This is a genomic window from Psychrobacter sp. M13, assembly GCF_030718935.1.
Lineage (GTDB): Bacteria > Pseudomonadota > Gammaproteobacteria > Pseudomonadales > Moraxellaceae > Psychrobacter > Psychrobacter immobilis_G.
This window is the reverse complement of the sequence record NZ_CP132194.1, coordinates 873,011-895,563: the sequence shown is the minus strand read 5'-3', so window position 1 is coordinate 895,563 and position 22,553 is coordinate 873,011. Positions and strand designations below refer to the sequence as shown.

The following is a 22,553-nucleotide window of genomic DNA, read 5'->3' as shown; positions in this document are numbered from 1 at the left end:
CTTTAATGAAGGGACAGACTAAGGGGTATCATCAATTAAAAAAAGCGAAGATAATACTTATCTTCGCTTTTAGACCTACTTATTTAGCTTTTCTAAATGACATCTCTTTTTGAGTGGTCGTCATCAGATCAAATAGGCATTGACGCTTACAATGCTTGAATCAACAAGTTCTCACCTGTCATCTCAGCTGGGACATCCAAACTCATCAACGACAAGATAGTTGGCGCTACATCGCTTAGTCTACCGCCTTTACGGACTTGTAGCTTTTGCTTGCCAATATAAATCAGCGGCACATGCTCTGTAGTATGCTGAGTATGTACTTGCCCGCTATCATAATCTTGCATCTGCTCGCAATTACCGTGATCCGCTGTGATTAGCATATCGCCGTTTGCTGCGCGAACCGCCTGCTCAACTCGGCCCACACAGACATCTAATGCCTCAACCGCTTTTACAGCAGCGTCAAAGATACCCGTATGTCCGACCATATCACCATTGGCATAATTGACGATCAATACATCATATTTGCCTGATTCAATAGCGGCTATTAACTTATCAGTAACTTCAGGTGCGTTCATCTCAGGCTGCAAGTCATAAGTTGCCACATCGGGTGAAGGTACTAAAATACGCACCTCGCCTTCAAACTCCTCTTCACGACCACCGCTAAAGAAAAAAGTCACATGAGCATACTTTTCGGTTTCAGCGATACGTAGCTGAGTTTTATCCTGCTGTTGTAGATACTCGCCAAGCGTATTGCTCAATGACGTTGGATAATAAGCAATGCTGGTCTTACTATTATTCTCTAGTATATCTGAGTATTTAGTGAGCATAACAAAGGCGGCAAGTTTTGGCTGTTTATGACGGGCAAACCCTGAAAACTCATGATCTGGCAATAAAAAGGCTTGTGCCAACTCACGCGCACGATCCGCACGAAAATTCATAAAGATAAGCGCATCATTATCATCGACAGTAAATGGCGTCTCACCATGCTCAATCACTGTCGTTGGACTGATAAACTCATCAGTCTCGCGAGCTTTATAAGCCGCTTGCACAGCACCATCTGCCCGCGTTGAGATTCGATCAGCCTTACCTTCGGTCATTAGCTCATAAGCTTTTTGTACCCGATCCCAGCGATTGTCACGATCCATAGCATAGTAGCGGCCAATAATGCTAGCAATCTGTACGCGCCCCTCGTAATGAGCATTGAGCTTATTAAGATGATCGCGCAAGCGATTGATATATTTGTCAGCGGACTTAGGCGGGGTATCACGACCATCTAAAAAGCAATGCACAAAGACATTTTTGGCACCGTGTACCAAAGCTGAATGACACATGCCCTCGATATGATCCTGATGCGCATGGACGCCACCATCTGATAACAAACCCATAATATGTACGTTACCACCAAGCTCATTAGCAGCATTGACAGCGCCTACTAGTGCCTCGTTTTTGTAAAAGTCACGGTTAGCCACCTCGCTTGAGATACGCGTTGAGTCTTGGTACAGAATACGTCCAGCGCCGAGGTTCATATGACCGACCTCAGAATTACCAAACTGACTTGGCGGCAAGCCTACATCCTCACCTGAAGCTGAGATTAGTCCGTGCGGATACTGCTGATATATCCTATCTAGATTCGGTGTATTTGCAGCAGCAATCGCATTGTCATTGTCATCTTCACGATGTCCAAATCCATCTAATATCATTAATACGTGTGGGGTCTTAGGTGGGTTTTTAATTTGGCTTTGATTAGAGTCATTAGATTCTGATGGTTGCTTACTGGTCATAAATTTGCGCTCCTCAAGGGGATGAACGTCACTGATAAGTTAAAGGAATCAAAGTATAAAGCTAGGGTCTGTTGAACATTCGACCGTGGCACTGACAGAGACTATGTATCTTAACACAAATATCAAAATTGCCTAAAATTCAACCTTTTTTATTATCAAATACAAATTGTTTGCAGTTATGACATTTATAAAAAATATCGTCAATTTCTTGTAGTGAGACATAGTAGCAACCTACGAAATTAGCTCCGTTAATCACTAACAAGGTTGAAAACTATCAATCAAATTTTGGCCGAAGCTTATGACTTATAAGTATTAAGCTCTCGTTATACTGGTCATACATTTAGATATCAATAAAGCTCAGTTATATTTAGTGAACAAATCCAGCTATAAAAATGGACTTGCAATTATGTATTTCATTGGGTAATATTGAACTATTCTGAAGTGTTAGCGAGTGGATGCTATTTCCCTGAGCCGATAATGCTTTACCTGGATGTGCTACCTATCGTTTCATTGTGTATGCCTGCACTGCTTGCAGTGTATCAGGAAACCTGCCGAGACGATGACACATCCGCCCTGAACTTCACGGTTCATGGGTCACCATCCCACGGCGGCACTTCGGTTGTTATATTCGATTGTTGAGTAGAACCCTTTATAGGAGCGACACTTAATAGTCACTAAAAAGCCCCTTTCATGTTATTGAAAGGGGCTTTTTTTATGCGCTACTAGATAAATAATTATTCATCATTAGCCGACTTAGTGATCTTTTTGACATCTTTAGGAATGTTTTTGGCAGTACCATCGATGGTAGTATGCTGCTTGAAGACATTGCCAAATTGGTTTTGCTGCTGATTACCACTGACATCACCAAAAGGGTTTTGTCCCGCTCTATCATTAACGTCACCAAAGGGATTTTGACCACTCATGCCGCCGAATGGGTTCTGTCCGCCCATACCACCAAACGGGTTCTGTCCACCCATGCCACCCATACCACTGGCACCACCCATTTGCTTAGCCATCATCTCCATCATTTTTTGCTGATTGTTCATGACATAAGTATTGGCCATATCTTTGAGCTTTTTCTGCACAGGCGGTAATACGACTAGTAGCGCTAATAAGTCACTAATGATCCCAGGTATTAGTAGTAAAATACCAGCGACGGCCATCGCTACACTCTTGAGCATAGTAGACTCTTGCGGGCGCATTGATGGATTCATCATACCGCCTGCTTTCATCTGCTGCGCCATGGGATTCAGTGATACCATGCCTTTGCGAATAAAAGAGATACCGATGACTGCTGCCACAATAAACCATGCAAACACTAGCCAGCCACTAATAGACTGAGCCAACAAGTACCAGACCAGCATCTCAATGATAAACCAAACGATGGCAATACCTACTATCTGACCCATAAACTGTCGTCCTATAAAATTAAACTGAGATTAAGCGTTAAATAAAGCGTTGAATAAAAGGTTAAGCAAATTAAATGGCTTAACTTATCCTCTATATGGGGATGGCTTGCTATACTATCAAACTTGTAGCAAATATTTAAACCCTTATGAGTTAGATATAAAACTAATTACAATCGTGAATTGGAAGATTATGGCAATTATCATCGGAATAGATCCCGGCTCGCGTATGACAGGCTATGGTATCGTGCAACAAACAGGCGATAAGCTGACCTATATCGATGCAGGGACTATTCGTACCGATACCAAAGAGATGCCTGAGCGTCTAAAACGTATTTTTAATGGCTTAACGCGTATTACTCAGCATCATATTAAGTACGCTGATGAGCCTATCTATACTGCTATTGAACAAGTATTTATGGCAGAAAACCCAGATTCAGCGCTAAAGCTGGGTCAAGCACGCGGCGCGGCTATTGCCGCTATGGTAGCCTTAGATTTAGAAGTGTCAGAATATACCGCTAGGCAGATTAAGCAAGCGGTTTGCGGTTATGGCGCAGCGGCCAAAGAGCAAGTCCAAGAGATGGTTTGTCGGATCTTAGCCCTAGATTTTGTACCACAGCAAGATGCGGCTGATGGACTAGCTTGTGCCATTTGTCATGCTCATTCAAGCCATTCTATGAATAAACTGATCCTCAATAGCGCTATGCGCGGTCGCGGTGCCTCTAAAAAGAAAGGTCGCTGGCGGCTAACAGAAGAGGACTTAGGTAATTTGCGATAATGCATTAGCGCGCCATAATTAAAAATATTTGAATCGTTTAGCTTTTGTAGTATCTGCCATGCGCACTAACCATAAAGTTATAATTATTCATCGGTGCGTGGAACGCACCCTACGCATACTACTTATAACCTGAATTTTATGACGTTCATAAATACTATTTAACGGCCGTTCGCTCTATAATGGTATCCAATACATACGCGTATTGCGAATCTATGTTATCTACTAATACGCTATCCACCTCTGTTTTAAAACGTTTTAGGCGCAGTACTTCATTATGAGTATCATCGTGCTCATAGCCATCAATGACACCTGCAAACTCGACTACCTCTCCCTCGGTCGTTTTTATGCCTTGCTCATCGTAAGTAACAGGTCTAACTTGCAGACACAGCTGCGCGTTATTGTCTGAGCAAGGTTTGCTCTGCGCATCTACTGCCCAAAATACCGTATCGCTTTTACTATTATATTTGGCTTGTGCCGTCATTCTACCGCTCCAAACCAGCGTTACTGAATTGCTAGTCACTTGGGTCAGGCTTGGCGTTTCACTGGTTGTTAGACTGACTGTGCTATCGCCTTGCATTAACTCGTTCAGCTGGTTTTCTACGGCGTCTAGTTTGCCACAAGACATCTTGGTACTCATACCGTCTTTAACGTTAAGCATTTGCTCTTGTAGCTTATAGACGGCGCTGATGGTATTACAACCAACGTTATAGCTGATATTATTTTGACTTTGACTATCAAAGTTTAGCATGACCTGCTCTTTGATCGTCGTCAATGCAGTGATAGGCTGATTATTACTATCCACAGCAGAAGCCAGCGACCAGCGGTAGCTGTCAAGGGTATCTATCATCGCTTGCTCAGGAGTTGCGCTATCATCGTCAGTCATATTCGTTGTCGTCTGGCTATTATCTTCAGCTACCACCTCACTAGTGTCCGCTGTCGTTCCCAGTTCAGCTTCTTGAACTTTTGCAGTATCGTTACAGGCGCTTAAGGCTAAACTTGCTACCAATAGACTTGGTATTAATACTCTTGCCGAGCTCATTATTGGTTTCATAATCACTCCTCTTTCAGTAATAAGATACTACGATGTTAATAGGATGCTGTTAGAGCATATGACACATTCTAGTCGTTGCTAGCTTTGGCTTTGGCCATATTCTTGATACTGAAGCGCTCATTCATCATCTGATAAAAACGGGCAATGTTCGCGCCATGATCAGCAGGGTTTACCTTAACGACTTTGCCAAAATCAAGTCCTAAATACAGCACAATATCAGCAAAGGTAAGCTGGTCTGTGACTAAATAATCACGATCTGTTAAGGCTGTTTCAAAGTATGGTAGAGCCTTGATGGCGCGAGCAATAGACTTCTCAACAAACTCAGGCACTTGATCAACACGCTGGGCTTTGGAGGGGTGACTGTGCTGAAAGGCCAGCATAAAGTTATAAAGCACTTCAAACTCAGCGACACGGCGCATGGCACAGATTTGTGCTCGTTGTACCACATCGTTACCCATCACTGAGCGCTCACCATAGACCCGATCTAAATACTCACAGATCGCTTGTGAATCATTTAGCACCGTACCATCATCCAAGGTCATCGTCGGCACAGTCTGCATAGGGTTCATTTTGCTAAAGTCATCAGTCGTATGCTCGTTTTGTATAATATCAATATCTACAACATCAAGATCGTCCATGTCATCGATATCAATACCTTTTGAAGCCAGTAAAATGAGAGCCTTGCGTGGATTTGGCGCGGTACGCGTAACGTATAATGTTTTCATAGTATGGTCCTAGGAGTTAGTCATAAAATGTGGCTGATGAGCGTTTATCGTTATAGTTTTTCTGACAAAATCGAGACCCAGTCAAAAATTAGTAGCCTTGATATTTGAACCTACGCTTTACATCATAGCAAAAGCTTTTCACTACTTGTTAAAAAATCACAAAAGCCCCACAACCTGAGGCTATGGGGCTTTTATTAAATAGTCATCTTATTGATTGTAAAGATAAATATTTTGCTAACTATTAAGTTTTTATACTTATTTATTGGGTGCAGGCGTCGTACGCAAATACGGCTTAATTTCAGTATGACCTTTTGGATAGTTTGCAGCGATATCTTCGTTTTTGACGCTTGGTGGAATGATAACATCATCACCATCTTGCCAGTCTACTGGGGTAGCAATGTTATATTCGTCAGACAACTGAATCGCATCAATCACTCGAATGATCTCATCAAAGTTACGACCACAACTGGCAGGATAAGTTAAGGTCAGACGGATCTTTTTATTAGGATCAATAATAAAGACACTTCTGACCGTAGCCGTCGTACTAGCGTTAGGGTGCAGCATGTCATATAAATTTGCGACGTCTTTATTTGGATCAGCGATAATTGGGAAGTTTAGTTCCGTTCCTTGCGTCTCGCCAATGTCTTTTGCCCAAGCGTGATGATCGTCGATGCCATCAACAGAAATACAGATTGGCTTAACCCCACGCTTTTGAAATTCGCCATTGAGGGCTGCTGCGCGACCAAGCTCGGTGGTACATACTGGCGTGAAATCTGCTGGATGCGAGAAAAACACTACCCAGTTGTCCCCTGCCCAGTCATAAAAATTAATCTCACCATCTGTGGTGTTTGCATCAAAATTTGGGGCGCTATCGCCAAGACGTAAATGTGCCATAACTGAATCCTTAGTAGTGAGCGCTGATCTGATGTAGCGCTTAAATTATTATCATTGACGCACTCAGCTATTGTCTAGCGGTGCGTTTGGAAATCTATTCAATCTTAACAAATTGGTTATGAATGTCTTGTGACAGATTGTAATGCCGTTATTCTATTTCAGGCTAAGCAAAAATATATTTTTGTGAACCTAATATTCTAAATTACTATTCCTGAGTCCCAAAGACAAAACTCCCCAAATTTACCGCGTTTACTACTACCACCTGCTAACTTGCCAGCATCTGTGAGTACCAGCTCGCCCTCTTTGTCTTCTAAGTAACCCGCTTCTAATAGTTTACTATTTAGTTCCTGAGTTTTAAGCCCTAACTCTTTAGCTAATTTTGCTGTGGTCAATTTTGAGTAATTAGGTGCGGCCACTTCCACAGGTTTCGTAGTGGCGGTTACCGCAGTCTCGCCATCAGCATTTGCGTTTGACGTCGCTTTATTATCGGAGTCGCCTACTTTTTCAAGCGACATCCGCACCTCATCACTGATACGGATAATGCGTTGCGCTTCTTCGTAAGTATCCGCGTATAACTTAGCGTCATCATTACGGTAAATCAGCACGCCCATCTCATTGTTATTCACTTGGCTAAATTCGTATAAATTGAGGCTAGTGATAATACATTCGTTTTCATTTAAATAGCATTTAGCATGGAGATTTTTGCAGAAGCTAGTGCGAATAAAGGTTAAATTTTTGAGCCAATTGATCTCTTCCGGATGTAAGTCGTTTTTTCCATAAACAATACGGATATCAATCTTAAGACGATTGCGATCTTCTAATAACTCTTTAATACGCTCATTCAGCTTTAGGTAAGGACTGATAATGATTAACCTGTCAGAGGCGTTTTTTATCAATTCTTCTAAGTGATAAGTGGTGCCACTGCTATTTAAAAATTTTGCCATATCGAACCCTCAATATTTTTTATTTATCATTACGACTATAAATCAGAAATTCCATGCTTACAAAAAAGCCCACCTCAAGCTTACTTGAAATGGGCTAATCTTTAAACTACTATTGTCTAGTAAATTTACACTATATTATCGTTGTCGATTAAGCAGGCTTATAACTATCGCGTAAGCTGACGATTTGGTTAAATACGGGTGTCTCATTGCTATGCTCAACGGCATCTGAGATAAAGTAGCCTTCACGCTCAAACTGAAAGCGCGTGCCTGCATCAGCGGCTACCAATGACGGCTCAACTACCGCACTAAGCTCAGTTAATGAGTTAGGATTTAACGCTTCATGAACGTCGCTAACACTGCTCGGATCTTCAACACTAAATAACTGCTCGTACAAACGAACCGTCGCTGGAATGCCTTGGCTAGCTGACACCCAATGAATGACGCCTTTCACTTTACGACCTTCAGGATTTTGACCTAGCGTTGTCGGATCAATAGTGGCTTTTAGCTCAGTAACATTCCCTGCGTCATCTAGTACATGCTCAGTCACTGCTAACACATAAGTATTACGCAGACGAATCTCGCTCTTCTCTGGTGACAGGCGCTTATAGCCTGCTGGCGGCTCAAGCTCGTAATCACCTTGATCGATATACAAGTCTTTGGTAAACGGAATCTCGCGCTCACCCATATCCTCGACATTAGGATGCTTAGGTTGAGTAAGCCATAACGTTTGGCTGTCCTTATCAAAACGTGCATTGACGCTATCCGCTTTGAGGGTCTCCCACTCTTCAACCGCTTCATCAAAGTTAGTAATCGTCACCTTTAATGGCTTTAATACTGCCATACCACGCGCGGTCGTATCGTCTAGTGACTGACGAATGCTAAATTCAAGCAAACGCATATCAACCACACTATCCGCTTTGGTAACGCCAACTCGATCACAGAAGTCACGCAGTCCCTCAGGCGTATAGCCACGGCGACGCATACCGGCGATAGTTGGCATGCGTGGATCATCCCAGCCGCTAACAATATTTTCATCGACTAATTGTTTGAGTTTACGCTTACTGGTTAGAGTATGATCCACATTTAAGCGCGAAAACTCATACTGATGTGGCGGTATATCAAAGCCAATCTTCGCCACGATCCAATCATAGAATGGACGATGATCTTCAAACTCTAGCGTACAGATCGAATGGGTAATACCCTCATGGGCGTCCGATAGCGGATGAGCAAAATCATACATCGGGTAGATGCACCATTTATCGCCCGTCTGATGATGCTCTTGATGCATCACGCGATAGATAATGGGATCACGCAGATTCATATTAGCGTCAGACATATTGATTTTGGCACGCAGTACGGCTTTTCCATCCGCATATTTGCCGTTTTTCATGTCATCGAATAATTTTAGATTATCTTCAACGCTTGCCTCGCGCTGCGGTGAAGGCTTGCCTACCTCATTGAATGAGCCACGATTGTCTTTTATTTGCTCAGGAGTTTGCAGATCGACATAGGCATCACCTTGCTCAATCAATTGCACCGCCCACGCATGGAGCTGGTCGAAGTAGCTAGAAGCATGTAGCGCCTCTCCTGCCCACTCAAATCCCAGCCACTGCACATCCGTCTTGATATTATCGATGTAGTCCTGCTTTTCGGCAGTCGGATTGGTATCGTCATAGCGCAAATGACAAATACCACCGAACTCCTCGGCCACGCCAAAGTTAAGGCAAATCGACTTCACATGACCGAGATGCAGATAGCCGTTTGGCTCAGGTGGAAAGCGCGTGACTATCTGCTTGTATTTCTCTGCTTTGACATCTTCACGAATAATATTACGAATAAAATCGTTTTTTGGCTCGTTCTTCAAATCTGCATTATTGACAGGTTTATTCATTGCTCATTGCTCCTAGGCAATTTGACAGTTCATCAATTTATAAAGTGTTTTGTAAAAAATAAAATTAAAAAAGGGCTACTTTAAAAAAGGCTGCTTAAAAGTGATGGATAATAGAAAGTTGCGTTATTCTATCAGCTTTTGCAAACTCATTAACAGCCAGATACATGACATGTGCTAAAAAAGCCGTTAGACTAGCACCTAAATTAAGATTGACTCTTATGAGCTAAAAGGAAGATCTATGCATGCTATCAAAACATTCGGGTTTGCCAGCTTATTTGCCCCTTTATTTATACTAGGTTGTACTAGTACTAATAGTACGATCGCTTCACAAGCTCAGCCCAATTTAACATCCAACACCAACAACCAGGAAACAACTATGAGCAATATGCCAGTAGTAGAGTTAGAGACTTCAATGGGTAACATCACTATTGAACTCAATGAAGAAAAAGCACCAAAAACAGTAGAAAACTTCTTAAGCTACGTAAAATCAGGCCAATACGAAGGTACTATTTTTCATCGCATCATCGACGGCTTTATGATTCAAGGTGGCGGGATGGATGAACAGATGAATGAGAAGCCGACTAATAAGCCTGTTGAAAACGAAGCGGATAATGGCCTTAAGAATGACAAAGGCACTATCGCTATGGCGCGTACCCAAGACCCTCATTCAGCAACCAGCCAGTTCTTTGTTAACATAAAAGACAATGATTTCTTAAATCATAGCGGCAAGAATGCGCAAGGTTGGGGCTATACCGTATTTGGTAAAGTCACGAGCGGTATGGACGTCATCGAAAAAATGCGCGGCGTACCAACAGGTCGTTTCGGTATGCATGCTGATGTACCAAAAACACCGATAACGATTAACTCAGCTAAAATTGTCTCTGAGTAATTTTGAAATCATTGCGAAATTGCTGATTGATAAACAACTATATTAGGATAGAGATAAATGCAAAGTTTTGAGCATCTAATGACGAGCCGTCCTCATCAGGTGCGGCAAGTATTGGTTAGTGATTTGCATTTATCACTAGAGGAGCCTGCCCTTGTGCAGGCTTTTTTAGCGCTGCTAGATGACTGTTTAGCACTGCCTGCGCTTAAGCGTCTATTTATCTTAGGCGATTGGTTCGAGGTGTGGCTCGGTGATGATGCTTATTTAAGCTTGTCAGATGACGCACGACAGAGTCATTGGCTAACCCCGATGATTGCTAAGCTAAAACAGCTGCGTATAAAGGGCTGTCATATCTTAGTGATGCATGGCAATCGAGACTTTTTATTGGATCAGTTATTTTGCGATTTATTCGGCGGTCAGCTCATTTATGAGCCTTATTTTATAAAAGTTGGCCAGCAGTCTTTTCGTTTAGAGCATGGCGACGCGCTGTGTACGGACGATAAAAAGTATCAGTTTTTCCGTAAAATCATACAGCATCGCTTTACTAAATGGTATTTGCTCAACAAGTCTTTAGAGAAGCGCTTAACTATCGCCGATAACATCCGCACTAAGAGTAAGCAGAATAATACCAAAAAAGCAGACTATATTATGGATGTGAATGAAGGTGCTGTGAATAGAGCTATTTATCACTCTAATGCGCTGCTACACGGCCATACGCATCGCCCTGAGATTCATCAAAGCGATGAGGGCAAGAGTCGTTATGTGCTAGGTGACTGGCGCTTGCTTGATACAGACACACGTAAGCCAAAAGTAAGCGCCGTCATTGGCGCAATTACTGCTAAGGGTGCGTTGGACGACTATATTAATAACGACAGTGCTGAGTTTGACTTGGTTGAGTTTCGATATTTAGTAAGGTAATTGTAGGGTTCGTTTTACACACCGTTTGAACAGCTATAATCAAGAATTGGTGCGTAAAACGCACCCTACAAAAAACGCAAATAACTGATTCTAATCCTCAGCAATCAATTTAAAAAAGTGCTGACGATAGTGTTTAAGCTCGCGGATAGAGTCGCGAATATCATCAAGCGCTAAATGACTGCCGCCTTTTACAAAATCCTTTAGAATATCAGGACGCCAGCGAAAGCAGAGCTCTTTGATAGACGATACATCCAAATTACGATAATGAAAGAATCTTTCAAGCTCTGGCATTTGCCGCGCCATAAAGCGTCTGTCCTGACAAATAGAATTGCCACACATCGGCGACTTACCTTGATCGACCCATTTATTCAAAAACTTGATAGTTTCCGCTTCGGCCTCAGCCAAAGTCACTGTGCTACGGCGAATACGATCAACGAGTCCTGATTGACCGTGTTGCTTAGTATTCCAGTCATCCATACCGTTTAAGATACGATCGGACACTTTTATAGCAAACACAGGCCCTTCGGCTAATACGTTTAGGTCTTGATCGGTCACGACTGTGGCAATCTCAATGATTTCGTCATTTAAGGTATCAAGGCCAGTCATTTCTAAATCTATCCATACCAGCCCTTTTTTGCCTTCATTTTTGATCTTTATCTTGTTGGGATGGTCTGTGCTCATAAGGTGTCCAATATTTATTATGCGTAAGTATTGTGCTCAAGGGGTTACAAAACCACTGCCTGACGCGATTAGTTAAAGCTGTATGTTAGCAAATTTTCACGTTACAATTGAAGCTATTTTGATTTAGCATCACTTTAAATAGGCAGTCTCTATGGCTTTAATTCGACAACGCAAACTGACCAAACAACAAATCCGTCGCATCGATAAACAGCAGCTAGAGAGTCAAGATAGTATTGACGATAGCCTGATGGATGGCGTGGTTATGGCGCATTATGGCAAGCAGCTCGAGGTACAAGTGACGAGTCTACCTGCTGTGATTCCTGTGCAACCAGAGATTGGCCCTGATGATCCTGAGCCGTTTTGGCAGGCGCTGGCACTTGGCGACATTTGGCGTTGTCATGTGCGCACTAATTTGCCGATGCTAGCAGCAGGTGATCAAGTACGCTGGGGTGCAGACTCCAATACAGGCTTTGGGCGTATTGAGTCAGTCAAACCGCGGACGTCGATGGTGTCAAGGCCTGATCGCTACCATAAGCTCAAGCCTGTCGCGGCTAATGTCGATATTTTAGCGATAGTATTTGCCCCGCTGCCAGCCGCTGCGCCGACTTTGATAGATCGTTATTTGGTCGTTTGTCATCACGCAGACGTGCAGCCTTTACTCGTGCTAAACAAAGCGGATTTATTACCAGAGGACGATGCCGATACTCGTGAATTGCTGACTCAATATGCCGCCCTTGGTTATGAGAGTGTATTAACCTCAGTGGACTGTCCAGAAAACGTCGCAGCCAGTCAAGATCAGCAAGGTTTAAGCGAATTAAAGCATTACATTGATAAAAAGCTGGTTATTTTTGCGGGTCAATCTGGTGTTGGTAAGAGCAGCTTAATCAATGCGTTATTGCCAGATTCAGCGCAAAGCGTCAATATCATCTCGGACAATTCAAAACTAGGTCAACACACAACGACCACAAGCCGTCTGCTACCTTTTAATCCTGATGATTTGACTCAAGGCGGCATTGTCGATACGCCTGGTATTCGCGAGTATGGTATCTGGCATCTGACTCCTGATGATATCATTTCAGGCTTTATTGAGCTGGCCCCTTTGTCTGGTCATTGTCAGTTTCGCGACTGTCGCCACACCCACAATAGCAAGGGCTGCGCGCTATGGGCCGCAGTGGCGGAGGGCCAAGTATTACAGCGTCGTGTTGAGAATTTAGTCACTTTGACTCAAGAGGCTGACACTAAACCGTATTAGATTATTCTAGAGCTGTTTATTAAGGTTATATAGCAGCTCTAAGCTTTGCGTTTTTGTGCCCGTTTACTATAAAGCCACTAGTCGGTATAATAGCGCCTTGTTCACTCAGGTTAGCTGTAGCTTACGGTTAATAGAGCACCTATTTTTGGAGAGACGTTTTGGATCGTGCATTAGAATTCGTGGGCAACCACCCGTTTTTATTTGGTATTTTAGCAGTGCTTGCCATACTGTTTTTTACTATTGAAAGCAAACGTAGTGGCAAAAAGATTTCGGCCAATACGCTTGGCATGATGGTCAACTCGCAAAACGCACAGCTTATAGATATACGCGCTAAAAAGAAATATACCACAGGCTATATTCAAGGCAGTCGTAACATTCCTTTTACGGAATTAAAAGAGCGTTTGGATGAAGTACGCGCCATTGAGCATCCTGTTATTATTATCTGTGATATGGGAGCAACGGCTGGTGCTGCGGTACAGATGATCGCCAAAGAAAACGTTTATCGTCTAGAGGGCGGTATCGGCGGTTGGCAAGCAGGTGGTATGCCGCTAGTTGGTCTGAAAGATACCTCTAAGGCCAAGGGTAAAGGCAAACCTAGCCTGCACAAATAGCGGGTCGTTATAACTAGAGCTATAAAAGACATCTTATCGCTAGATGTCTTTTTTTATCGCTGACTTTTACACAGAGGTGTGACTTTTCAGTGATAGCGTTATGGTTAGTTTTACTCTCTGCGCAAGATAGTTGTTAATTTTGCCTGTTTTATGCTTGAATTAATATGGCTTAGCCCCACTTTATACAGGACAATAGACAAATACTAGCTCAATAGTTATTCAAGCATTGACCAAAAACTGGCTATAACTATTATATTTTTTATACTATAAAAAGTATTGTGCTACAAACTAATAATTATTAATCTATCGAGGAATTATTATGGCTGTTTCTGTAAAAGTTTATACGACCCCTATTTGCCCTTACTGCTCAAACGCTAAACAATTATTAAAGAATAAAGGCGTTGAATATGAAGAGATTGGCATGCATGATATAAGCAGTGACGAGCGTCGCGAGCTGATGAAAAAGACCAATAACTATCGTACAGTACCGCAAATATTCGTCGGTGATACTTTTGTCGGTGGTTTTGATGAACTAAATCAGTTCAATCAACAAGGCAAGCTTGACGAATTATTAGCAGGTTAATTTGCTATAACACTACCATTATTAATATATAGCTTTTTATTATGGTAGTGTTTTGTTGTGAAAGATCAAACACGCCCTAACCCTTAACCTTAATTTTTGTCCAACTATTTGACCAACTACCAGAGGAATTATCATGGCTGACGAACAAGCGCAACCACAATTAGCACTAGAGCGCATCTACGTAAAAGATATGTCATTAGAAGTGCCAGGCGCAGAAGTTTTTACTAAAGAGTGGAATCCTGAGTTAGATATTAACTTATCAAGCAATGCCGAAAAGCTCGACGATGATCATTATCAAGTGATTTTGACCGTCAGCGTTACTGCTAATAATTCTGATGAGCCCGCTTTTATCGCTGAGGTGCATCAAGCAGGTATCTTCTTGTTAAAGAGTATTCCAGAAGACCAAATCGGTCAGATATTAGGTGCTTATTGCCCTAATGTCTTGTTCCCTTATGCTCGTGAAGTGATCAGCGACATCGTCACTCGTGGTAGCTTCCCGCAGTTGTTATTAGCGCCCGTCAACTTTGACCAAGCCTACGCGCAAAGCCAAGAGCAAGCAGGCGGCTTAGACAACGCAAAGATCGACGCCGAAGGTAAAGCTTAAGTTTTAAGCAAAATTGAATAGATTATAAAAGCTGTCACTTTATTTGAGGTGGCGGCTTTTTTATGGATGGTAAGTTAAAACAAAAAAACCTCGATATTTAATCGAGGTTTTTAATTTGCAGACACTATAAAATCAGAAAAACTAGCCTTTTAAAGCGCTCAAAATCTGCGCTTTAACAGTATCAATAGCTTGGGTACCGTCAAACTTGTCATAATCAGGCGCATCAGCACCCTCTTTGGCTTTATCTTGATAAAAGCCGACTAGCGTTGAGGTTTGCTTATGATAAGTGGCTAGACGCTCACGAATAGTTGACTCTTTGTCATCTTCGCGCTGGATTAGAGGCTCACCTGAGACATCATCGATGCCTTCTACCGTCGGTGGATTATGATCGATATGATAAACTCGGCCTGAGCCTGCATGCTGGCGACGACCCGATAAGCGCTTGACGATCTCATCATCAGGCACACTAATCTCAACCACATGATTGATCTTAACCTCAGCATCAGCCAAAGCTTGCGCTTGTGGAATAGTACGCGGAAAACCATCAAAAATACAACCATTGACGCAGTCAGGTTTGGCGATACGCTCTTTGACTAGATTGATAATCAAATCATCAGAGACTAAGCCACCAGCGTTCATGATGCCTTGCGCTTGCTGACCGAGCTCGCTGCCCTCTTTTATCGCTGCGCGTAGCATATCACCTGTTGAGATCTGCGGGATATCATACTCTTTTGAGATAAACTGAGCTTGAGTACCTTTACCTGCACCTGGTGGTCCTAGCAAAATAATACGCATCATTATACGACTCTCCTTAACGAGTAAATTTAAAATAAAGAATAAAACGAATAAATAAAATAGTTCAATCCAAAAAAGTCACGCTTACCTTACCTTGCCGTTTTGTAAAGCTCAAGACTTTTTAGTAAAAAGGTAATGGATAGCTATGACTCATGATTCATATATAAATATTTATAACAATCAATTGCGTTCTAAAAGCAAACTCAGTACGCAATTTTTATCAAAAAACCTTATAAGCTATTCTCAAGCATTGACCAGCTTAAGGCACTTAAGGCACTTGCTGATTAATCTCGACATTGACTTGATTTTGCTCATTACCAATCACGACTGGATTACCTGATAGATCACCAGACTCAGCAATAGCATTACCGCTATGGCTAATACGAGCGACCACGGCTAACTGAATTTTGTCAGCGCGCGCAGAGGCTATCGTACGCTCAGGCATCATCGCATCAAGATCGCTTAGGCTGATACTAGCCTCGCCTTGCTTAATCACACTAATAGGCAAGCGCTTGGCAGCAAACGGTGGCCCACCATTGACATCACGAATAGCCACGAACAGCACATCATCCGCTTTTACCAAAGGCAATAAATTGGCATTAATAGTGACCGTCACCTCAATACCTGCTGCTGCTTGCTGTTCTTGCATATCTACGTTAGCGCTGAGCTCATCAAGGCTAGCTAAAGCCCTAGTATGATCTCCAGGCTTAGCAGCGATATTAGCACGTAAGCGCTTAATCCAGCCTTGGGCTTGTTCATAATTACTACTACGCGCCTCACCCATCGCCATCAGCATCTGTGCGCCTTCGTGCTGTGGGTTCTTGGCTAGCACATCTTGTAGTACACGGCGGCTATTAGCATCGAGCTGACCTTCGTTAGCAAAAAAACTAATCTGCGCATAAGTTGTAGCAATCTCTTCGTTATCAGGTGACAGACGATAAGCCCGTGATAACGACTCTATAGCAGAGTCCGTCGCCTCAAGCGATAAGAACAGCTCTGATAAGCGCATCCAACGATTAGGGTCATCGGCATGCTGGTGTACATTGCTCTGCATGGTCGTGATCAGCTCTCGCCCATCATCGCTGATCGCCCAAGCGGGTGGCTGATCGATCTTACCTGTTAATAGATCGTCAGCGACTTGACCGACTCTATCCTCGCCCGCCCAAAAGTCAAATACAGGCGTACGGTCACCGATTAATAGATAAGCCATAGCGGTTAACGCAGGTACCCAAACGATCAATAGCAAACGACTTTTAAGTCCTGGAGTGACCATAGGCGCAACTTGGCGCTGGGCGTCTAGTAGTTGCCTCTCAAGCTCAAGCTTTTGGTTTTGATAATGATCATCATCGATAGTACCAGTATCTTTATCGACCTTGAGCTCAGCTAAGCGCTCACGAAAGACGGTGACATTGATGTCGAGGAGCTGATTATCAACTGCATTATGCTGCAATCGCTTTGAGCGCAGCCAAGGCATAGCCACGACAATGGCTAAAACTATAGTAATCAATAAGCCTAGAGCAATAAATAAGCCCATAGTAGAAAATAGGGTCATTATCTGTCCTCCGTGCTTGTGATGTCTTGAATAGTATCCGTTGAGCTACTATTGAAATCAGTAATGTTTGAATCAGTAGCACTTGAATCAAGGTTACGGGATAATAGCCGATCGAGTTCGGCCTTTTCACTAGCCGTTAGCGGTGTAGTCGTGTGTTCAACTGAAGGGCCGCTTTGACCACGAGCGGTGAGCTGGCGACGTCGGCTTTGCCAAAACCAGCCTCCGATAAGTACAACTAATAATAGGGGCGGAAAAAACCATAATATCCATGTTGACGGGCGTACTGGCGGCTTATAACTAATAAAGTCCCCATAACGCTCTTGCATATAGTCACGAATCTCACCATCGCTACGATTGTCTCGAACTAAGTCATAAGTTTTTTGCTTAAGATCTTGGGCGATAGGCGCATCAGAGCCTGCAAGGTTTTGGTTTTGACATTTAGGGCAACGTAGCTCTTCGATTAGACCGCGATACTGCGCTTCTTGCTGTACTGAGTCAAACTCATAGACATCGATTGCGGCATAAGCTGTGACACTAAATACAAACGCTAATATAACCGTAGCTAGAGCGGCTGTGAATACACTTGCCAGCTTAAATAGTGAATTGCGTTGAATAGAATTGAATGATATTGAATTTGACATTATTGACAGACCTCCGCGACTTGAGTGGCATCAGGAGCCGTCGAATTATTGCTTGCCTCATTCAGCACCGTCAGACAGGGAATGACGCGTGCTTGCCAATTGGCTTCATTGATTTCGCCAATGATATGCTGACGAATGACTCTATCGCCATCGACCACAAAAGTCTCAGGGGCACCCGTCAAGCCTAAATCTAGCGCAAACTGTCCAGACGAGTCTTGAATCGACATTGAGAACGGATCGCCGCGCTGGTTTAGATAGCCCAGCGCATTACCGATCTCATCTTTATAGTTGATACCAACAATATTGACACCGCGCTCCTCAAGCGTCATTAAGAACGGATGCTCGACAATACAAGTCGGACACCAAGAGCCCCAAACGTTGATCAAGAACGGCTGCTCAGGCAAATTATCATTGGTCATTATCCGTGTAGTATCCGATAGCAGCGGCAACTCAAAAGCGGGCACTGAGCGCTCAAGAGCCGTATTGGTCACAATCTCAGTAGGCTTACCCAAGCGCGCATACAACATCATGATTAGTCCCAAGAACACGATAAGCGGAATGAGAAACCATAGCTTCATCTGCTTTTTTTTCATGGTTTTTACTGGTTTAGCAGGCTGTTCATTATTAGAGCTATTGTTAGAGGTCATCTAGCGCTCCTCCGTAGTCGATGTCGCTGCTGGCGCAGTTACTGGAGTTGCTGTACTATCTGCTGTCATAGCATTTGGCGCAGCGGTTAACAATGGCGCTTTAACCTTTTTGATACGGTAGCGCTTATCCAGCATACTGATCAGGCCACCTAAGGCCATAATGATCGCCCCCAGCCATATCCAACGAATCAACGGCTTGACATAAATACGTATCGCCCACTGATTGCTGCCATCAGCGATAGGCTCACCTAGTGCGACATATAGATCTCGCATCAGGCTGGCATTAATAGCCGCCTCAGTCGTTGGCATGGTACTAATAATATAAGTACGCTTTTCAGGATAAAGGGTCGCCACATCGCGACCATTTTTACTGACATCAACCTTTGCTTGAGTGGCATCAAAGTTACTGGCTTTTATCTCTTTAAATTCGGTAAGCGTAAAGTCATAACCTTGTACATTCACGGTCTCCCCTGGTGCCATCGCCACATCGCGCTCAATACTCAAACTGCTGGTAAAAGCCACACCAATGACGGCGACTAACACTCCAACATGAGCGGTTTGTTGACCCCAATAGCTCAGACGCAATTGACGCAAGCCTTTGACCAAACTAGGCGCGTTTTTGGTTTTATCTCTAAAATCAACCCCCATCCAGAACAGCACCCAAAAGCTCACAGCTAATGTGACGCCAATATTAAGCATAGAAGATGGATGAACAAAATAGGCAATGATAGCCGCTAACACCAAGCTACTGGCCGCTATCACCAGACCTACGCCTAATAAGGGACGCGTGTCTTTTTTCCAGCGAATGTTAGAGCCCATACCCATCGCAATTAATAGCAGCCACGTTAGCGGTACAAACAGCGCATTAAAGTAGGGAGAGCCGACCGACACTTGACCTAAATTAAAGGCATCAGCGATGATCGGATAAAGCGTTCCTAGTAGGACGACTAAGGTTGAAATTAGAATAATCGCGTTATTAATCACTAAGAACGACTCGCGTGAGATCAGCTGATACTGACTCTCAACGGTCAAGCGCCAACCGCGCACGGCGAACATCAGCAGGCCACCACCAATGATAACGCCTAGGATAGCCAAAATCACTAAGCCACGAGTTGGATCAGCGGCGAATGAATGCACTGAGGTAATAACCCCTGAGCGCACCAAAAAAGTGCCGAGCAGGCTGAGCGCAAAGGCAAAAATAGCCAGCATAATCGTCCACGCTTTAAAGACCCCACGCTTTTCAGTGACTGCCAGCGAATGGATCAATGCTAGACCCGCCAGCCAAGGCATCAGTGAGGCGTTCTCTACAGGATCCCAGAACCACCAGCCGCCCCAGCCCAGCTCGTAATAAGCCCACCATGAGCCCAAAGCGATACCAATAGTCAAAAATCCCCAAGCCGCTAATGCCCAAGGTCGTGACCAGCGCGTCCAGACCGCGTCTAAACGACCTTCCCACAGTGCCGCCATACAAAAAGCAAAAGGCACGACCATACCGACATAGCCCATATACAGCATAGGCGGATGAATAATCAGCCCAAAATCCTGCAATACAGGGTTAAGATCACCGCCATCAACGATTAGATTGGGTAGAGTACGATCAAAAGGCGATGAGGTGAAAATCAGCATCGCCAGCATCATGGTCTGGACGCCAGCTAATATCACTAATACTCGCGCGCGCATAGATAATGTCAGGCCACGGCTAAAATAGGATACCAAGGCACACCAAGTGGCCATAATAGTCATCCATAGCAATAGCGACCCTTCATGACCACCCCAAGTCGCTGAAAGCTTATAATACCAAGGCAATAGCGTATTAGAATGCTGACCGACATAGACCAGACTGAAGTCATTATAATAAAAGCCTGCCATCAATGAGCCAAAAGAGATAGCCATTGCCACAAACTGCGCCCAAGCCAAACTTGGTGCCAAACGCTGCCAAGCCACTCGCCCTTGCATAACCCCGATCGTTGGCAATACCACTTGCAAAATCGCCAACATAAAAGCGGCCAGCAAGGCCAAATAACCTAATTCTGTGATTAACATACGGTCTAACCTTGTTATACGCTTACAGTCTGTGCAGCCGCTTGATGAATCGAATCAAGACTGTAACTGCACTAGCCTATTGCGAATATTATTTTAGTGCGACTGGTTTATTTTAAATGCTGTTTTAACTGCTGGTTTTAAATGACTTTTTAAGTCACTTTTTAAATGAATAAACATTATTAGATATTGAGCAAGACTTTATGACAGCTAACTGATTTGTTCTAGTATTTGATGGTGATTACGATCGATGCCTTCAACACTTTGCTATAAAAACGGTTAAAAAGTGAGTCATAACCCCTCTATCATAAAAATTCGGACTTAAAGAAAACTTTAAGTCCTAAAAAAGCAAGTTTTAAAAAACTTAAAAAAAAGAAGCTACAATTAGCTTACCGCTGGGAAGAATACCAGTATCAAGTGTAGCCAGCCTGCCAAGAATCCTGTAAGCCCTCCCAACACAATCAAGGTCAGCTCATCTTCTTGAAAGGCTGGTCGCAATAGATTTTGGAACTCATGCGGCGACAAGGCACGAATACGATCTCGAAATAGACCAAATATCTTACTAGCGCGGCTCTCATTAAGCTCAGGATCACGCATCGGTATCATAGTGGCATTGATAGATTTATCAATGATAGTGTTCTTTAATTGACCAAATTCACGGCGACCCAGTCCCATACGTAAAGTGGTGTTGACTAATGGCGAATCCAATACCTCATAAAGATGCGACTTCATCAGCTCACGCGTTTGTGCGGCACGATCACCATACATCATCTCATTCATGATGTTCTCTAAAGTGACTAAATCTTTGACCACAATCTCAGCAAATACTTCAGAGACCTCCTCTTGACGCTTCATAAAGCCGCCCTGCCAGCGAAATTGTGCGACATGAGGGCGCTGTAAGGTAATAAAAGGAAAGCCTTTACGCCAGCTAAAGAACTTAAAACAAGGGATAAATTTAGGTTCAATCGGATTAAACACCATCCAAATCGCAATCCAATTGGTCAACAACCCCCAAACTGCTGCGAAAAAGGGCACGGTCCAATGCACAGGCACCATCAAAAAGATAAACATCTGAATAATGCCAAAGATCAAGCCGATGAGCGCACTGATATGCCAAATAAAATTGATCTCATGCTGACCGACTTTAAGGAACATATTAACCATCAAACGCCGATCGCTCTCCATCTTATTAACGATCATCTGACGCATATCGACTAAATCCTCGACATGATAGGTCAAGTCCGTCACTAGCGACTGCATGATGGCTGGCAGCTCTTGGTGCGCCTGCGCATAAAGACGGCGTTTGAGCGCATAAGGGATATTATTCCATAGGGTCTCTGAGCGCTCAAGCATAATCTCATCAATGAGTGACTCAAGATTTTGATCGACGGTATCTGTGATAAATACCGCCATTTGCTCAGGCTCCATCGCTTGAAAAAACTCATCAAGCGAGCCTAACTTGGATAATGTCTGATCAACAATCACTCCTGATATCTTGCCCGCCTTACGCGGCACGATACCTTGCCAGCCGATACCAGGCAAGCCAAAAAAGGGAAAGTTAGGAATACGAATACCCCAAAACTTAATAGGGTAAAACAGCATTTTTAGTGCCATCCATACGTGTACCCAAGTGACAAACGCGGTCACAGGCGGAATAGTCAGCATGGCAAGGAATTCTGGATGCTCAGCGAGCGTCTGCCATATTGAAGTTGCAACCATGACTGTTTATGCCCCCAACGATTATCGTTACTCTATTGTTTTATTGTTTTATGGTTATTAGCGTTGTCGTTATTGAATTTGTCGTTATTGAACCAGTTATTAAAACCGCTGTTGAATGAAACATAGCTGTTAATAAACAGGATAACTGCGGTAA

21 protein-coding genes and 1 other RNA gene are annotated in these 22,553 nt (G+C 43.4%); 8 read left to right on the top strand and 14 right to left on the bottom strand.

Translation table 11 applies throughout. From position 1 onward, the window contains the following. Positions 1–146 precede the first annotated feature (146 nt). Positions 147–1,781, bottom strand: a complete 1,635-nt coding sequence (gene gpmI / locus Q9G97_RS03905) for a 2,3-bisphosphoglycerate-independent phosphoglycerate mutase (RefSeq protein WP_305899788.1) — start codon at positions 1,779–1,781, stop codon at positions 147–149. 430 nt (positions 1,782–2,211) lie between these two features. On the opposite strand from gpmI, the gene ssrS reads away from it, so the two are divergent. Next, positions 2,212–2,407, top strand: a non-coding RNA gene (gene ssrS / locus Q9G97_RS03900) — 6S RNA. A 108-nt stretch (positions 2,408–2,515) separates the two neighbouring features. Here the strand turns inward: ssrS and Q9G97_RS03895 are convergent. Next, entirely contained in the window at positions 2,516–3,190 is a 675-nt protein-coding gene (locus tag Q9G97_RS03895; protein ID WP_305899787.1) for an FxsA family protein, read from the bottom strand. 190 nt (positions 3,191–3,380) lie between these two features. Here Q9G97_RS03895 and ruvC point away from each other — a divergent pair, with 190 nt between their 5' ends. Beyond that, positions 3,381–3,965, top strand: coding sequence for a crossover junction endodeoxyribonuclease RuvC (ruvC, locus tag Q9G97_RS03890; RefSeq protein ID WP_305899786.1), 585 nt, complete (start codon positions 3,381–3,383; stop codon positions 3,963–3,965). A 154-nt stretch (positions 3,966–4,119) separates the two neighbouring features. On the opposite strand, the gene Q9G97_RS03885 is transcribed toward ruvC, so the two are convergent. The 5 genes from Q9G97_RS03885 to Q9G97_RS03865 all read right to left on the bottom strand — a co-directional run bounded on the left by Q9G97_RS03885 (position 4,120) and on the right by Q9G97_RS03865 (position 9,470). Continuing rightward, positions 4,120–5,016: an META domain-containing protein gene (locus tag Q9G97_RS03885; RefSeq protein WP_305899785.1), complete on the bottom strand. Its 897-nt coding sequence runs from the start codon at positions 5,014–5,016 to the stop codon at positions 4,120–4,122. A 68-nt stretch (positions 5,017–5,084) separates the two neighbouring features. Then, a complete protein-coding gene (locus tag Q9G97_RS03880) occupies positions 5,085–5,741 on the bottom strand; it encodes a glutathione S-transferase family protein (protein WP_305899784.1) in 657 nt (218 codons plus the stop codon). A 255-nt stretch (positions 5,742–5,996) separates the two neighbouring features. Then, on the bottom strand, positions 5,997–6,635 hold the full coding sequence (locus Q9G97_RS03875) for a peroxiredoxin (RefSeq protein WP_201572504.1): 639 nt from the start codon (positions 6,633–6,635) through the stop codon (positions 5,997–5,999). 197 nt (positions 6,636–6,832) lie between these two features. After that, positions 6,833–7,579 carry a phospholipase D family protein gene (locus Q9G97_RS03870; protein WP_305899783.1) on the bottom strand — a complete coding sequence of 249 codons (747 nt, stop codon included), beginning with the start codon at positions 7,577–7,579 and terminating at the stop codon, positions 6,833–6,835. A 148-nt stretch (positions 7,580–7,727) separates the two neighbouring features. Beyond that, positions 7,728–9,470 carry a glutamine--tRNA ligase/YqeY domain fusion protein gene (locus Q9G97_RS03865; RefSeq protein WP_305899782.1) on the bottom strand — a complete coding sequence of 581 codons (1,743 nt, stop codon included), beginning with the start codon at positions 9,468–9,470 and terminating at the stop codon, positions 7,728–7,730. Positions 9,471–9,846: 376 nt separating this feature from the next. On the opposite strand from Q9G97_RS03865, the gene Q9G97_RS03860 reads away from it, so the two are divergent. Next, complete coding sequence (locus Q9G97_RS03860) at positions 9,847–10,359, top strand: peptidylprolyl isomerase (RefSeq protein ID WP_201573739.1); 513 nt, start codon at positions 9,847–9,849, stop codon at positions 10,357–10,359. Between the two features lie 57 nt (positions 10,360–10,416). Then, positions 10,417–11,274 carry a UDP-2,3-diacylglucosamine diphosphatase gene (locus Q9G97_RS03855; protein WP_305899781.1) on the top strand — a complete coding sequence of 286 codons (858 nt, stop codon included), beginning with the start codon at positions 10,417–10,419 and terminating at the stop codon, positions 11,272–11,274. 90 nt (positions 11,275–11,364) lie between these two features. On the opposite strand, the gene orn is transcribed toward Q9G97_RS03855, so the two are convergent. After that, positions 11,365–11,955 carry an oligoribonuclease gene (gene orn / locus Q9G97_RS03850; protein ID WP_305899780.1) on the bottom strand — a complete coding sequence of 197 codons (591 nt, stop codon included), beginning with the start codon at positions 11,953–11,955 and terminating at the stop codon, positions 11,365–11,367. Between the two features lie 151 nt (positions 11,956–12,106). Here orn and rsgA point away from each other — a divergent pair, with 151 nt between their 5' ends. From rsgA to secB, 4 genes are all read left to right on the top strand, one after another. After that, positions 12,107–13,207, top strand: a complete 1,101-nt coding sequence (gene rsgA / locus Q9G97_RS03845; protein WP_305899779.1) for a ribosome small subunit-dependent GTPase A — start codon at positions 12,107–12,109, stop codon at positions 13,205–13,207. Between the two features lie 158 nt (positions 13,208–13,365). After that, complete coding sequence (locus Q9G97_RS03840) at positions 13,366–13,818, top strand: rhodanese-like domain-containing protein (protein WP_201572493.1); 453 nt, start codon at positions 13,366–13,368, stop codon at positions 13,816–13,818. A gap of 319 nt (positions 13,819–14,137) precedes the next feature. After that, positions 14,138–14,401: a glutaredoxin 3 gene (gene grxC, locus Q9G97_RS03835; protein ID WP_305899778.1), complete on the top strand. Its 264-nt coding sequence runs from the start codon at positions 14,138–14,140 to the stop codon at positions 14,399–14,401. Between the two features lie 133 nt (positions 14,402–14,534). Then, positions 14,535–15,005, top strand: coding sequence for a protein-export chaperone SecB (gene secB / locus Q9G97_RS03830; protein WP_305899777.1), 471 nt, complete (start codon positions 14,535–14,537; stop codon positions 15,003–15,005). Between the two features lie 141 nt (positions 15,006–15,146). Here secB and adk read toward each other — a convergent pair whose 3' ends face one another. From adk to Q9G97_RS03800, 6 genes are all read right to left on the bottom strand, one after another. Then, positions 15,147–15,800, bottom strand: a complete 654-nt coding sequence (gene adk, locus Q9G97_RS03825) for an adenylate kinase (protein WP_305900260.1) — start codon at positions 15,798–15,800, stop codon at positions 15,147–15,149. Between the two features lie 268 nt (positions 15,801–16,068). Next, on the bottom strand, positions 16,069–17,352 hold the full coding sequence (gene ccmI, locus Q9G97_RS03820; RefSeq protein ID WP_305899776.1) for a c-type cytochrome biogenesis protein CcmI: 1,284 nt from the start codon (positions 17,350–17,352) through the stop codon (positions 16,069–16,071). Next, positions 17,352–17,996, bottom strand: coding sequence for a cytochrome c-type biogenesis protein (locus Q9G97_RS03815; RefSeq protein ID WP_371747925.1), 645 nt, complete (start codon positions 17,994–17,996; stop codon positions 17,352–17,354). The genes ccmI and Q9G97_RS03815 overlap by 1 nt, the downstream gene beginning before the upstream one ends. Further along, positions 17,993–18,640 carry a DsbE family thiol:disulfide interchange protein gene (locus tag Q9G97_RS03810; protein ID WP_305899774.1) on the bottom strand — a complete coding sequence of 216 codons (648 nt, stop codon included), beginning with the start codon at positions 18,638–18,640 and terminating at the stop codon, positions 17,993–17,995. Before Q9G97_RS03810 ends, Q9G97_RS03815 begins: the two co-directional genes overlap by 4 nt. Continuing rightward, the gene (locus Q9G97_RS03805; protein WP_305899773.1) at positions 18,641–20,683 is read right to left on the bottom strand and encodes a heme lyase CcmF/NrfE family subunit; all 2,043 of its coding nucleotides are present in this window, start codon (positions 20,681–20,683) and stop codon (positions 18,641–18,643) included. A 381-nt stretch (positions 20,684–21,064) separates the two neighbouring features. Next, the gene (locus tag Q9G97_RS03800; protein ID WP_201572481.1) at positions 21,065–22,399 is read right to left on the bottom strand and encodes a hypothetical protein; all 1,335 of its coding nucleotides are present in this window, start codon (positions 22,397–22,399) and stop codon (positions 21,065–21,067) included. Between the last annotated feature and the right edge of the window lie 154 nt (positions 22,400–22,553).